Annotated in this window: 14 protein-coding genes; 13 read left to right on the top strand and 1 reads right to left on the bottom strand. The window is 52.4% G+C overall.

What is annotated here, in order from left to right; all coding sequences use genetic code 11:
- Positions 1 to 100: 100 nt before the first annotated feature.
- Positions 101 to 1,486 (bottom strand): UTP--glucose-1-phosphate uridylyltransferase, encoded by a 1,386-nt coding sequence (locus VGJ94_16960; GenBank protein ID HEY3278307.1) that lies wholly within the window; start codon positions 1,484 to 1,486, stop codon positions 101 to 103.
- A gap of 247 nt (positions 1,487 to 1,733) precedes the next feature.
- On the opposite strand from VGJ94_16960, the gene VGJ94_16955 reads away from it, so the two are divergent.
- The 13 genes from VGJ94_16955 (at position 1,734) to VGJ94_16895 (ending at position 13,215) form a co-directional block, all read left to right on the top strand.
- Complete coding sequence (locus VGJ94_16955; GenBank protein ID HEY3278306.1) at positions 1,734 to 2,267, top strand: hypothetical protein; 534 nt, start codon at positions 1,734 to 1,736, stop codon at positions 2,265 to 2,267.
- Positions 2,264 to 2,968, top strand: a complete 705-nt coding sequence (locus tag VGJ94_16950) for a 1-(5-phosphoribosyl)-5-[(5-phosphoribosylamino)methylideneamino] imidazole-4-carboxamide isomerase (GenBank protein HEY3278305.1) — start codon at positions 2,264 to 2,266, stop codon at positions 2,966 to 2,968. Before VGJ94_16955 ends, VGJ94_16950 begins: the two co-directional genes overlap by 4 nt.
- Positions 2,962 to 3,717: an imidazole glycerol phosphate synthase subunit HisF gene (gene hisF / locus VGJ94_16945; GenBank protein ID HEY3278304.1), complete on the top strand. Its 756-nt coding sequence runs from the start codon at positions 2,962 to 2,964 to the stop codon at positions 3,715 to 3,717. The genes VGJ94_16950 and hisF overlap by 7 nt, the downstream gene beginning before the upstream one ends.
- 27 nt (positions 3,718 to 3,744) lie before the next feature.
- Positions 3,745 to 4,122, top strand: a complete 378-nt coding sequence (gene hisI / locus VGJ94_16940) for a phosphoribosyl-AMP cyclohydrolase (GenBank protein HEY3278303.1) — start codon at positions 3,745 to 3,747, stop codon at positions 4,120 to 4,122.
- Positions 4,106 to 4,555, top strand: coding sequence for a phosphatidylglycerophosphatase A (locus VGJ94_16935; protein ID HEY3278302.1), 450 nt, complete (start codon positions 4,106 to 4,108; stop codon positions 4,553 to 4,555). Before hisI ends, VGJ94_16935 begins: the two co-directional genes overlap by 17 nt.
- Positions 4,552 to 5,031 (top strand): nicotinamide-nucleotide amidohydrolase family protein, encoded by a 480-nt coding sequence (locus VGJ94_16930; GenBank protein ID HEY3278301.1) that lies wholly within the window; start codon positions 4,552 to 4,554, stop codon positions 5,029 to 5,031. The genes VGJ94_16935 and VGJ94_16930 overlap by 4 nt, the downstream gene beginning before the upstream one ends.
- Positions 5,028 to 5,573, top strand: a complete 546-nt coding sequence (gene thpR, locus VGJ94_16925) for an RNA 2',3'-cyclic phosphodiesterase (GenBank protein HEY3278300.1) — start codon at positions 5,028 to 5,030, stop codon at positions 5,571 to 5,573. Before VGJ94_16930 ends, thpR begins: the two co-directional genes overlap by 4 nt.
- A gap of 3 nt (positions 5,574 to 5,576) precedes the next feature.
- Entirely contained in the window at positions 5,577 to 6,590 is a 1,014-nt protein-coding gene (gene recA, locus VGJ94_16920; protein HEY3278299.1) for a recombinase RecA, read from the top strand.
- Complete coding sequence (gene alaS, locus VGJ94_16915; GenBank protein ID HEY3278298.1) at positions 6,590 to 9,211, top strand: alanine--tRNA ligase; 2,622 nt, start codon at positions 6,590 to 6,592, stop codon at positions 9,209 to 9,211. Before recA ends, alaS begins: the two co-directional genes overlap by 1 nt.
- Before the next feature lie 31 nt (positions 9,212 to 9,242).
- Positions 9,243 to 9,911 (top strand): Crp/Fnr family transcriptional regulator, encoded by a 669-nt coding sequence (locus tag VGJ94_16910; protein ID HEY3278297.1) that lies wholly within the window; start codon positions 9,243 to 9,245, stop codon positions 9,909 to 9,911.
- A gap of 95 nt (positions 9,912 to 10,006) precedes the next feature.
- Positions 10,007 to 11,275: a GAF domain-containing protein gene (locus VGJ94_16905; GenBank protein ID HEY3278296.1), complete on the top strand. Its 1,269-nt coding sequence runs from the start codon at positions 10,007 to 10,009 to the stop codon at positions 11,273 to 11,275.
- 256 nt (positions 11,276 to 11,531) lie between these two features.
- Complete coding sequence (locus VGJ94_16900; protein HEY3278295.1) at positions 11,532 to 12,053, top strand: sigma-70 family RNA polymerase sigma factor; 522 nt, start codon at positions 11,532 to 11,534, stop codon at positions 12,051 to 12,053.
- Positions 12,054 to 12,303: 250 nt separating this feature from the next.
- Positions 12,304 to 13,215 carry a hypothetical protein gene (locus tag VGJ94_16895; protein ID HEY3278294.1) on the top strand — a complete coding sequence of 304 codons (912 nt, stop codon included), beginning with the start codon at positions 12,304 to 12,306 and terminating at the stop codon, positions 13,213 to 13,215.
- The last annotated feature ends 6 nt before the right edge of the window (positions 13,216 to 13,221 follow it).

The raw sequence follows: 13,221 nt of genomic DNA, 5'->3' as shown, positions 1-13,221 counted from the left end.
CTCCCTTCCCCGCACTCCGGCGCAGGTGCACCCATGACGGTCCGGCAGCACAGACTCACCGCCTGCGTGATCACCTGTTGCCGTGATGGTGTTCATTCGCCTAATCGCCAAGGTAGGTATCCCGGGTGATCTCGATTTTCTCACCCGCCAGTTTCAACGCAAGCCGCTCCCTATCGACGGCGAATAAAGGGCTGATCTCTACCCGGGCGCCGGGCGCCACGGAGACCCCCGAATCCTCGAGCCATTTCCGGAAGAGCCTGTTCATAGCCTCCGAGGCGGTGCGGGGTGAATCGGGGCCCTCGCTATTCTTGACAGGGGAGAATTCTTCTTCCCTGGAGACTTCAATGGCGCATGTCTTTCCCGCAAAAGGTATGGCATCGAATACAAAAGTCTCGAACTTCCATCCTTCGGCCCGTTCAAAGCCGCCCTCAGGCTTCCACGCATCGACAGGCCTTGAGGCGCGGTGGTAGGGAAGGACGAAGCCGTGGGAATTCAAGCGTCTCACGAATTCGAGGCTGAGGATATGAATTGCCGTATTCCCACCCCAATAAAGGATATTTCCCTTGTCGTCCAGGGCTTCCATATGTTTGCCGCCGAGGTCGCTATATTCGACTATGGCTTCCTTGCCGCCCACCGTAACATAAACTCCTACTTTTTCCTCGATATTTTCACGCCTCACCACCTTCGTACTCATCTCCGATCCTTTAAGGTGATGATAGCCGAGGAATACCGGGTCGGCCATTCTCACCAGGGGGTTGTCTACCTGACAATAAAAAAGTTCGGATACACCCCTGGACATGAGACGGTCAAGGAGGCCCGAGTCGTAAATGCCCTTCAAAGAGCCTCCGTGTCCATCGGGATTTGTGAAGAAATGGGTTTCATCTTTTAAAAGAAATTCGCCCTCGGGCGTGACGGTAGGCAGCATTCCCTGCTGAAAAAAATCGACATTACCGGATTCGAGGCCGAAATATCGATGGGAATCGAAGTATTTCCTCGTATCGAGATCGTTCTCCCGGCTGGTCATGATAACGAGAGGGATGGGACATCCGTAAAGGAGGGACATGGCTTTCAAGGACTCGCAGAAGAGGCGGAAAAGCGTTTTTCCTTTGATAGGGGAAATAGGGAATGCGCCTTTAGGGCCCTCGAATCCGAGGCGCGAACCCTGGCCTCCGGCGACGATGAGCACTGCTACCTTGCCTTCACGGAGGAGGGTCTCGCCCGCACGGAGCGCTTCTTCTTTTCGTGCGATCCCCTCGGCGGTGCGGGGAATGGTCAGGATAGGCGCCGGATCAATAGAGTCTGCCCCGGCAGCGCCTGCTTTTGTCTTGAGAGAATCACCGTAAAGAGAAAAGGCAAGGTCGAAATCAAACTGACCCGATTCTTCCAGAAAGACGACTTTCTTCTCCTGCGAAAGAGAGGCGTAGTGAGCGAAGATTGAGGACTGTCGATATTTTCGCAACATCTGAACCAGTATTTCTTCTGTCATTTTGGCCACACCCGTTGATAGGATTCCTTATCGATATCTCAATTTCTTATATTTTTACCATTTTTCCGAAGGATTTGAAAGAAAACATGGGCCCCGCACCGGGCGCCCCTGTCTCTCCGGCGGTATTGCCTTAGGCGGACCGCTTTATGTAACCCGAAATCCTTTGGTCTTTTCCGCTTTTAGTCTTTTCTTTATGGCCGTTTTCCTATACAATTATTAAGAACTATCGACTCGAAAGGGGTGAAAAATGCGTGCCTTCCTGAGCGTGCTCTTTTTGATATTAAGTATTTTTACTCCCTGGCACAATGTCTGCCGGGCCATAGGCGACCTCGGGATAGAAGTGGAGAGGGTATCCGAGGGAGGGGGCATTGACAAGTGCAGGTATTGCGGAAGGTTGATTAATGTGGGAAGAGTCCACCAGGATGCGGAATTGATCGTGAAAAACCAATTGCAATCGGCCCTGACGGATAAGGATATGGGGTTTCTGGAAGGTACTGCAAGAACACAGTATATCAACGTGCTTATTTACAGGTTCGAGGAGCGGCAGGGCGGTGATTTTGCGGTTGACAGGCCGGCCCGGGTGGGATTTCACATGCATCTTATCAATAAAGGCGTCATGAAACGGGTGTTTGTCTATGAAGAAGACCAACAAGCCCTTATGGATAACCTTTTGACTTTGGGGAAATTTATGAAACGCGGCGGGAAATGGGTGACGGTGGAAAGGCTTTCGGGAGACGGAATCACGAAAGGGCTCGATAATCTCCTTGAGGTGGTGGAATGAAAGCCTTATTTGCCATGGACTTAATGGGCGGGAAGTGTGTCCGTCTCATGAAGGGCGATTTTACGAAGGTAACTGTGTATAGCGATGACCCCGTCTCGAAAATCGAAGAGATGATGAAGAAGGGCGCCAGGGATTTCCATATCATAGATCTTGACGGCGCGCGGACGGGAACGCCTCACCACCGTGATGTGATTGAAAATATCGGTACGAGGGTGCAGGGCTATTTGGAAGTGGGCGGCGGTATCAGGACCGACGCTGAGATCGACTACTATACGAAATGTGGGGCTCAAGGGGTCATTGTGGGGACACAGGCCCTCGAGGACCCGACCTTTTTCGAAGGCCTTTCCAAATTCAAAAACGTGGTGCTCGGCCTCGACCTTCTCGACGGCAAACCCATGGTGAGGGGCTGGAAGGCCGCGGTGGATAAAGATGTGAAAGAGATCCTCGAAGGGGCGGAGAGGATCGGCATTATGGCCATCCTCTGTACCAGCGTCGCCAGAGACGGTATGCTTTCGGGGCCCGATTACGGGGGACTTGAGGAGATGATGAAAATGACCTCTATTCCGGTCATCGCGAGCGGCGGGGTCACGCACATCGATGACGTGAAGAAGCTCAAAGATATGGGCGCCTGGGCGACAATTCTCGGTAAGGCAGTATACGAGGGATTGATCGATATCGAGGAGGCGGTTGCCCTATGTTGACGAAGAGAATCATACCCTGTCTCGACGTGATGGAGGGAAGGGTAGTGAAGGGGACAAATTTCCTCGAGCTCCGGGATGCAGGCGACCCGGTGGCGAATGCGCAGAGCTACGAGGAGCAGATGGCCGATGAGCTTTGTTTCCTTGATATCACGGCGTCCCATGAGAAACGCAAAACGATCATAAAGGTAGTGGAGAAGGTCGCCCACGAAGTGTTCATGCCCCTCACGGTTGGCGGAGGCATAAAGAGCCTGCAGGACATCAGGGAGATACTCCTTGCCGGGGCCGATAAAGTAACGATAAATACCACGGCGGTGGAATTTCCGGAATTTGTGCGGGAGGCCGCGGAGGTCTTCGGCAGCCAATGCATATGTATCGCCATTGACGCGAAGAGGAAGGGCGATGGCTTTGAGGTCTTTACCTACGGAGGAAGACGGCCCACGGGAGTCGACGCGATAGAATGGGCAAAGAAGGTGGAGGAACTCGGCGCGGGCGAGATACTCCTTACCAGCATGGACAGGGACGGGACGAAAATAGGTTTTGATATCGAGCTCACCCGCATGATTTCGGAAAGAGTGAATATACCGGTAATCGCATCAGGCGGCGTGGGTACCCTGGAGCACCTTTACGAGGGGTTTGTAGAAGGGAAGGCCGATGCCGTGCTTGCCGCATCCATCTTTCATTATAAGGAGCACACGGTGATGGACGCGAAGAGGTATCTTAAGGGAAAAGGAGTTAACGTAAGGCTTTAGCAGAGGCTCGAGCCGAATGGGTGGATAATGATGGAAGAGATAAAATGGGATGAAAGAGGACTGGTCCCGGCGGTGGTCCAGGATGAGGGCACGAAAGACGTGCTCATGGTGGCTTACATGAATAAAGAGGCCTTCGACCTTACCCTCCAGTCCGGTAAGGCGCATTTTTACTCGCGTTCGAGAAACAAGCTCTGGCTCAAGGGGGAGAGCTCGGGCCATACCCAGGAAGTGAAGTCGGTCTTTATCGACTGCGACAACGATACGATATTGCTCATGGTGAATCAGAAAGTGGCTGCATGCCATACGGGATTCTGGAGCTGCTTCTACAGGGTGTGGGATAAAGGATGGAAAGTGGTAGGCACAAAGGTGTTTGACGACAAACAGGTCTATGGAGATAAGACATAAGGCCCTGCTCTTTTGTGTAAGCTGCGGGTTCATAGGCTATCTGCCTTTTGCTCCGGGTACATGGGCGTCGGCGTTCGGGGCGCTCCTGGCGTACCTATTCCCTTTTTCCTCACTTGCCGCTAATGTAATTTTTACCGCTTCCCTGTGTGTGATTTCCGTTATATTGATCAACCTGTTCAAGTCGGCAGAGAAGGACCCGTGCTACATCGTTCTGGACGAGCTGGTAGGCATGTACGTGACCATGACCGGCCATAGGCCGACAATAGTCAATATCGTCGCGGGCTTTGTCCTTTTCAGGTTTTTCGACATCGTGAAGCCTTTCCCCGTGCGCCAGGCAGAGGCACTGAGGCGGGGATACGGAGTCGTGGCCGACGACGTGGTTGCCGGAATTCTTGCAAACCTTGTCCTTCTCGCCATAGGAATGGTAATATGAGTCCGGAAGAGAAAGTCGGTGCCTTGCTCAGGGAAAAAGAGATGAAGATCTCCGTGGCCGAGTCCTGCACTGGCGGACTCTTAGCCAAGCTCATCACCGATATTGCAGGTGCGTCCGATTATTTTGAGATGGGAGTGATTACCTACAGCAACCGTGCAAAAGAAACGATCCTGGGAGTGCCGGGGGAACTGCTGGCACGAATGGGGGCGGTGAGCAACGAAGTCGCGGCGGCCATGGCCGATGGGGTGAGAAGACTGGCGTCGGCGGATATCAGCCTTTCCGTGACAGGCATAGCAGGACCCGGGGGCGGCACGCCCGAAAAACCTGTGGGTACGGTTTTCGTGGGTCTGGCGTGGGCGGGGAAGAGCCATGTCCGAAAATTTCTTTTTCAGGGAGACCGCGGCGAGATAAGGGCGAAGACGGCCGAAGAGGCCCTGAACCTCTTGTATGCCTGCCTTAAAGGAGAGCTTGAGTGAGGGCCTTTCTCGCAATCGAGATCCCCGACGACCTCAAGAAATATCTTTACGATGTGATTACCCGCATGGCAGCGCGGGCCAAAGGGATCCGGTGGGTGCGGCAGGAGCAGCTTCACGTCACACTCAAGTTTCTGGGGCAGATAGATCAGGAGACCGCCCTCAGGATCAGGCAGAGCATCTCTTTTATCGGTGCCGACTACAAGCCTTTTACGGCTTCCATAAAAGGGATAGGCGCTTTCCCCAACCGGAGGAGGGCGAGGGTAGTGATGGCCGATCTGGAAGAAGGAGCAGCCACAATAAAAGAGATTTTTGACGACATGGAAATCGGACTTTCCACTCTGGATATTGAATCGGAGGCGCGGGAATTTACGCCCCACATTACATTGGGGCGGGCAAAGATCCCCGGGCCCCTGCTCGACAGAGATATAGAGCCTTTGGAGAGAAGGCAATTTCCCGTGGAGAGGGTGGTGCTCTTTGAGTCCACCCTGAAAAAAGAGGGGGCCGTGTACACGCCTCAGTGGGACATCAAACTTGGAGGATAGAGCGTGAAAGAAGAGGCGAAAGAGGGTAACAAAGGAAGAGCCATCGATATGGCGGTCACCCAGATCGAGAAGCTTTTCGGTAAGGGCTCGATAATGAAGCTTGGTGAAAAGCCTATTGAAGCCATACCCGTGGTCTCCACAGGGTCGATCGCCCTTGATATGGCCCTTGGCGTCGGAGGCCTTCCGAGAGGCAGGGTCGTCGAGATTTATGGTCCCGAGGCGTCGGGCAAGACAACCCTCGCTCTCGAAGTAGTAAGCGAGATCCAGAAGACGGGAGGGACCGCGGCCTTCATCGACGCGGAGCATGCCCTCGACGTGGCGTACGCGAAGCGGATCGGGGTCAATACGGACGATCTCCTCATCTCCCAGCCCGATACGGGCGAGCAGGCCCTGGAGATCACTGAGATACTCGTGAGAAGCGGGGCGGTGGACATCATCGTTGTCGACTCGGTGGCGGCCCTCGTGCCCAAGGCGGAGATTGAAGGCGAGATGGGAGACGCCCATATGGGGCTTCAGGCGAGGCTCATGTCCCAGGCGCTGAGAAAGCTCACGGCCACGATCAGCAAATCAATGACCACGGTCATTTTCATTAATCAGATCAGGCAGAAGATCGGGGTCATGTTCGGTAATCCGGAAACTACCACTGGCGGAAATGCCCTTAAATTTTATGCGTCGGTGAGACTCGATATCCGGCGGATAGCGGCCATTAAAGACGGTCAGGAAGTGGTGGGAAGCAGGACCCGGGTAAAGATCGTGAAGAATAAGGTTGCCCCGCCTTTCCGGGAAGTGGAATTTGATATTATCTTCGGCTACGGCATATCGAAGGAAGGGGACCTGATTGATCTTGGGGTCGAGGCAGGGGTGGTGGAGAAGCTGGGCGCATGGTACTCCTATGGTGAGACGAGGATCGGCCAGGGAAGGGAGAATGCCAAGGATTTTCTCAAGAAGCACGAGTCCGTGGCTCAGGAGGTCGAAGCGAAGATCCTCGCACATTATGAAATGAAGAAGGGTGAATAGTGAATTCGAAAGAGATAAGAAGAATATTTCTCGATTATTTTGCCGGAAAGGGGCATACAATCGTGCCGAGCGCCTCATTGGTGCCGGAGAAGGACCCCACGCTGCTTTTTGTGAACGCGGGCATGGTGCAGTTCAAGAACCTCTTCCTGGGCATAGAGAAAAGGGATTATCATAGGGCGACGACGTGCCAGAAGTGCGTGCGCGCCGGAGGAAAGCATAACGACCTCGATAACATAGGGAAAACACTCCGTCACCATACCTTTTTCGAGATGCTGGGCAATTTTTCCTTCGGTGATTATTTCAAGAAAGAGGCGATCGCCTATGCCTGGGAATTCCTCACCCGCGTCATTAAGCTCGATGAGGAAAAGCTGTGGGTTACCGTCTACGAGGAAGATGACGATGCCGCCGCGATCTGGGAATCGATCGGGGTCCGGAAGGAGAGGATCGTCAGGCTCGGAGAAAAGGATAATTTTTGGTCCATGGGCGACGAAGGCCCTTGCGGCCCCTGCTCGGAGATCATCTATGACCTCGGTGAAAGCGTAGGGTGCAAGAGGCCCGAGTGCAGGGTGGGGTGCGATTGTGACCGATATCTGGAAATATGGAACCTTGTCTTCATGGAATTCGAGCGCACCAGCGACGGGGAGATGAAGAAGCTGCCCAGGCCGTCCATAGACACGGGCATGGGCTTCGAAAGGGTCACGAGCGTACTCCAGGGCAAGATCGGCAATTATGAGACGGACCTCTTTCTCCCTCTCATCAGGAAGATCGAAGACATGTCCCGGCGGATTTACGGAGAAGACGAAGCCGTCGACACGGCAATCAGGGTTATTGCCGATCATGCAAGGGGTGCCACCTTTATCATCAACGACGGGGTCCTGCCCGGAAAGGACGGCAGGGCTTACGTGCTCCGGAGAATCATCAGAAGGGCGCTCAGGTACGGAAAGAAGATAGGCATCGAGAAAGAGTTCCTCTTCGGTCTGTCCGGCGCCGTGGTCGACCTTATGGGAGATGTATATCCCGACGTGAAGAATAACCATCCCTATATTGCCCGCGTGATAAGAGGAGAAGAGGAAAGGTTCATGGAGACCCTCAACGTGGGAATGAAGGTCTATGGGGAAATCCAGGAAGAGATAAAGAAGAAGGGGGAGCGCACCATACCGGGCGACCTCATCTACAAGCTTTATGACACCTATGGTTTCCCCCTCGATATCACCCAGGAGATGGCGGAAGAAGACGGACTCACCATGGATATGGAGGGGTTCGAGCGGGCGCTGGAAGATCAGAAAACGAGGTCGAGAGTGGGGTCCAGGCTCAAAGGCGAGACCCTGGGCGTTGGCCAGATATCCGTTCTTAAAGAAGGCATTACAAGTGAATTCGTGGGATATGAGAGGCTCGGCGTGAAAGACGCCACGGTGCTCTCGATTCTGAAAGAGGAAAAACCTGTTCAGGAGCTCGCCCGGGGAGAAGAGGGAGAGATTTTCCTTGATACCACTCCTTTTTACGCGGAGAGCGGCGGGCAGGTTGAAGACGAGGGGCTGGTGAGTTGGGCGGGCGGAAAAGCGATAATACGGGAAGTGAAAAAGGTCAAGGCCGATCTCTTTTCCCATGGCGTGACCGTTGAGGAAGGTTCGCTCGCAAGGGGGCAGAAGGTTAACCTGGAGGTAGACAGGGAAAAACGGCGCAGTGTGGCGAGAAACCATACGGCCACCCATCTCCTTCAGTATGCCCTGAGGCAGGTCTTGGGCGATCACGTAAAACAGTCGGGCTCTCTCGTGGAAAAGGACCGTCTGAGATTCGATTTCACCCATTTCCAGGGGCTCGATGCCTTCGAATTGGCAAAGGTGGAGGATATCGTCAACGAAAGGATCATGGGATGTGACGGAGTTGCCACGGAGGTAAGAAACCGTGAGGAAGCAATAAAGGAAGGCGCTACCGCGCTCTTCGAAGAGAAGTACGGGGAGACGGTCAGGGTAGTCAAAATTGGCGATTTCAGCGTGGAACTATGCGGGGGAACCCATGTGCGTAATACGGGCGAGATAGGCAGTTTCTATGTGATCAGCGAGGGCTCGCTCGCTTCAGGGGTGCGGAGGATCGAAGCTGCTACCGGAAAAGGGGCGATCCGGTACAAGAGAAAGCTTGACGGCGCTATCCGGTCGATTGCAGGCTCACTCAATGTGGAGACCGAAAGGGTGCAGGAGAGGGTGGAATCGATTTTAGGCGAGCTCGACCGTAAGGAAAAAGAGATCGAGCGTCTGAAGGAGGAGATCATCCTTTCCCGGGTGGATGAGGCCATCACTACCGCATACGAGAAGAATGGAGTAAAACTGATATCCATGAATGTGGTGAACGGGAAAGCGGACGATCTCCGGAAAGTAACGGATGTGATCAGGGACAGGGTAAAAAGCTGCATCGTGGTGGCGGGGTCACAGGAAGAAGGGAAAGGTATGCTGGTCGTCGCGGTGAGTCGCGACCTGCAGGCAACCTTTCATGCGGGCAAAATCATTAAAGCATTGACCGAAAAATATCAGGGTAAAGGGGGCGGGGGAGCCCAGATTGCTCAGGGCGGTGTGCCCGGCGACAAGATAGCAGAGGTGCTTGAGAGTGCGCGGGAACTGATATAGCAGCGACATTCCTAATGACGAGAGGGACTGAATGAAGGAATATCTTGAGCGAGTACAGGGTGCCAGTTTCTTTTCCGTATTGACCGGGGGTGAGCTTTCCATCCTTTTAAAAATCGCAAAGATCAGGAAATTCAATAAGGGGCACGTGATATTCGAAGAAGGCGACACCCGTGCCGCCCTTCACATCATACTCCACGGGAAGGTCAAGATTTCCCTTTATGATGAAGAAGGCAAAGAATACGTGCTCGATGTCATCGGCTCCGGCGGGTTTTTCGGCGAGCTCTCCATGTTCGACGAGCTGACCGGATTTGCCAATATCATCGCCACGGAAGAGACCGAATGCGTGGTAATACAGAGGCAGGATTTTGTTGACCTCCTCATGAGCAATCCTGCCTTCACCGTAAATGTACTCAAGACACTGGTCAAGAAATTAAGGGCGGCAAACGAGCGCATTAAAGGTCTCGCTTTTCTGAATGTTGAAAACAGGATATTAAGATATCTCGCCGATATAGGAGAGAAGTCAGGGGTACGAATAAAGGACAGGGTGATCATCGAGCGGGGCCCCACGCAGGTCGAGATTGCCAACTCCTGCGGTTGTTCGCGGGAGACCGTCTCGAGGATGATAAAAAGCCTCGTCAACAAGAATAAGATAAGCGTGATCAAGCGGCAATATACGCTGCGTCCCGTATATCCCACCTGACGCCCGGAAGAAGAAGGTCATGGCGGTCCCGGCCATACTCGGGGTTTGTCGCGGGCGCATCGTTTGACAAGGTGCGGGAAAAGATATTATAGTCAATGACTTTGAAGGTAAAAAAGGAAAAAGAGACGGACATGATGACCGAAGAATTGAAGGAGCGCTTGCAGCAAAAAGAGCAGGAGTTGAAGATACTGCATGAAATAGCCCAGGACATCAGTAGTAATCTTTCGCTTCACGAGCTTCTTGAAAAAATTGTCGATATGGTAATGAATACGATAGTGGCCGATTCATGCCTTATCTATCTTTACGATAAAGGGAACGATGAATTGACCCTTACCGCATCGAGTAATGAGGACCACAAGATGCTGGGCATGGTGAAGCTTAAGCTCGGGGAAGGCGTGACCGGATGGGTAGCGAAAGAAAAAAAGCCACTTGCCCTGGCGTCGAAGGCGTATAAAGACCAGCGATTCAAAACATTCGCCGCCCTGGATGACGAAAAGTATGAGGCCTTTCTCTCCATCCCTATACTTTCTAAAAATGAGATAGCAGGAGTGATGAATATAAGGAACCGGGAAGAGCACGCCTATCCGTCCCACCAGATAGATCTGCTTTTCACCGTCAGCCGGTATCTTGGCAGCGCAATCTCCCATGCCCGCACCTATGATGAGGTAGTGAGCAAGGCGCGACAGCTCGATCTGCTTTCAGAGGTCTCCCGCACGATAGTCTCCGATTATTATCTCAAGGAGATCCTTCAGCTTATTGTCACCATGACGGCCAAGGTGATGGATTCGAAGATATGCTCCATCATGCTCCTTGATGAAAAAAGAGAAGAGCTCGTAATTGCGGCGACCCAGAGCCTGAGCCAGGACTACGTGAATAAGCCGAACCTGAAAGTGGGTCAATCGGTGAGTGGAAGGATAGTGCTCGAGAAAAAGCCCATAACCGTCCTCGATGTGACCAAGGAAAAGGGCTTCATGTACCCGGATGTGGCGAAAAAGGAAGGCATAGTCTCGCTCCTTTCGGTACCCATGATGATCAAGGACAGGGTTATCGGTGTTATCAACAGCTATACGAAAAGCGAGCACAGCTTCAGAAAAGAGGAGATAGATATCCTCCAGGCCGTGGCAAACCAGGCTGCCGTGGCAATAGAGAATACCCACCTGAGCCAGGAGATATTCGCTGCAAGAGAAGCCCTCGAAGCCCGAAAGACCATAGAACGAGCGAAAGGCATCCTTATGAAGGAACTGGGGGTAACCGAAGACGAGGCGTACAAGAAGATCCACAAGAAGAGCATGGATCTAAGAAAAACAATGAAAGAGATCGCCGAAGCCATAATACTTACTTCCGACCTTAAACGGAAATTGTAGGGCTTCCGAAGGGAGGACTACCAATTGTAGGGCTTCCGAAGGGAGGACTACCAATTGTAGCGCCCCCGGGGGGGGGAGGTTACCAAGCCTCCGCTCGAATAACTTGACATCGGGCATTTTAGTCTATATCCTATATCAAAGCAGACATTGAGGTCTCGCAGCGCGAGCTGCTACACGAAAAGAGGACTCAGGCGTCCAAATCACCGAAAGTGGTTTGAGACGCCTTTTTTATTTTGAGGTCCTCGGGAGGCTTAAGATGACATTCGATAGTCTGGTCCACCGCATTTCTCCGACACTCAAAAGGATCACCAGAAAACTCAATGGACACTATTCTTTTTTCAATGACGAGGACCTTTACCAGGAAGCCCTGACGCGGCTGTGGATTGATTACAGGGAAGGGGTGCTGGGAGACAAAACGGACAGTTACATCCTTCAGGGCTGTTACTTCCATCTGAGGAATTACCTCCGAAAGGTCCAGGACAACGTCACCATCCTGAGTCTGAATGCCCCCATGGGTGAAGACGGGGGACGACTCGAAGATTCCATGGCATCGGATGATAACCTTACCTTCGAGCAGCTCGAAAGCAGAATGCAGATGGAAGTGGCGGAAAAGATGTACTTCACTGAAAGGGAGACAAGGGTGCTCATGCTCTTCATGGAAGGGATGTCCATGAGAGAGATAGGGGGGAGGCTCGGGATCTCCCACGTGATGGTACTCAAGATACGAAACAGGATTAAAGATAAATATACCCGGTTCAATAAGGAAATGAGGAATTAGGTTACCGGCGTCTACTCGATCCGACTTGTAGTGCTATAACCCGATGTAAAGGGTGGGAACCTCACATTGATGTGAATGAAACGATGGCGTTCTGCAGGGCAGGGCGCCATTTTTTTTTATTATCAGCCTCTGGCGGAAGGAAAGAAAGTTTTAAAAAAAATGGAAGGAGGTGACAGGACGGGAAAAGAAGTTTAGTAATAAAAAAAGGGTTTAATAGGCGACAATGAATCGAATAATCAGGAGGTGTGAGATGAAAAGGTTTATATTTTTGGCACTGTTTTGTGGAGTTTTCTCTCTTTTTACAGGCATCGTCTCTGCTCAGGAGGCGAAAGAACCTCAGGGTCTCCCGGAGGTGAAGGCGTCCGACAGGCCTGCCGGTGAAAAGGCGGCTGAAAAGGCTCCGGAGGACAAGGTTACGGGCACCGCTTCCATGGCTTTTCTCAACAGGTATATATTCCGTGGATATGAGATCGGTAAGAGCGGTCTCGTGATCCAGCCGTCCCTCTCCGCTTCGTTCAAAGGTTTTACCGCAACGTTGTGGGGCAATATGGATACAAATCAGAGGAATACCACTACCGCCGTCTTCTCGAACGAGGGGCAGAAAGGGTGGGACGAGACAGACCTTACCCTGAGCTATACCTACAATATCGATAAGCTGGCCCTTACCGGCGGATACATCTACTACAATCTGAAATATGCGCAGGATACGGAAGAATTCTTCTTCACCGTCGCCTACGACATGCTCGGCAAACCCACCTTTACGGTTTATCAGGACATCAACTCTTATCTGGGGACATATATGAACCTTTCTTTTGCCCATTCGATCAACCTGCCGAAGGATATTACTCTCGATCTCGGCGCCTCCTTCGGGTACGAATCGGGGCAAAGCAATTTCTGGCGGACTTACGAGACCGGCACGGGCGCTTATACGGGCAGCAGGTATAAAGGTCTTCATGACGGCATGGTCAAGGCGGGCTTTACAATACCTGTGACCAAGGCATTCATTATTCAGCCTCTCGTCCAGTACTATTTCCCTCTTTCAGGGGATGCGAACAGGACCTTCGGCACCAGTCCGGCGACCGGACAACGGATATCCTTTAATCCGAACGGATATGTAACGAGCAACTTCGTGTATGGAGTAAATTTCGCATACAATTTTTAAAGTCCT

It is taken from the genome of Syntrophorhabdaceae bacterium (genome assembly GCA_036504895.1).
Classification (GTDB): domain Bacteria; phylum Desulfobacterota; class Syntrophorhabdia; order Syntrophorhabdales; family Syntrophorhabdaceae; genus PNOM01.
The sequence above is the reverse complement of the archived record's forward strand: the minus strand, read 5'-3'. Positions and strand labels throughout refer to the sequence as shown.

Bases quoted from the DNA above. Each gene is read 5' to 3' on its own strand.
- VGJ94_16960 (HEY3278307.1), bottom strand. From the start codon at position 1,486: ATGACAGAAGAAATACTGGTTCAGATGTTGCGAAAATATCGACAGTCC.
- VGJ94_16955 (HEY3278306.1), top strand. From the start codon at position 1,734: ATGCGTGCCTTCCTGAGCGTGCTCTTTTTGATATTAAGTATTTTTACT.
- VGJ94_16950 (HEY3278305.1), top strand. From the start codon at position 2,264: ATGAAAGCCTTATTTGCCATGGACTTAATGGGCGGGAAGTGTGTCCGT.
- hisF (HEY3278304.1), top strand. From the start codon at position 2,962: ATGTTGACGAAGAGAATCATACCCTGTCTCGACGTGATGGAGGGAAGG.
- hisI (HEY3278303.1), top strand. From the start codon at position 3,745: ATGATGGAAGAGATAAAATGGGATGAAAGAGGACTGGTCCCGGCGGTG.
- VGJ94_16935 (HEY3278302.1), top strand. From the start codon at position 4,106: ATGGAGATAAGACATAAGGCCCTGCTCTTTTGTGTAAGCTGCGGGTTC.
- VGJ94_16930 (HEY3278301.1), top strand. From the start codon at position 4,552: ATGAGTCCGGAAGAGAAAGTCGGTGCCTTGCTCAGGGAAAAAGAGATG.
- VGJ94_16910 (HEY3278297.1), top strand. From the start codon at position 9,243: ATGAAGGAATATCTTGAGCGAGTACAGGGTGCCAGTTTCTTTTCCGTA.
- VGJ94_16905 (HEY3278296.1), top strand. From the start codon at position 10,007: ATGACTTTGAAGGTAAAAAAGGAAAAAGAGACGGACATGATGACCGAA.
- VGJ94_16900 (HEY3278295.1), top strand. From the start codon at position 11,532: ATGACATTCGATAGTCTGGTCCACCGCATTTCTCCGACACTCAAAAGG.
- VGJ94_16895 (HEY3278294.1), top strand. From the start codon at position 12,304: ATGAAAAGGTTTATATTTTTGGCACTGTTTTGTGGAGTTTTCTCTCTT.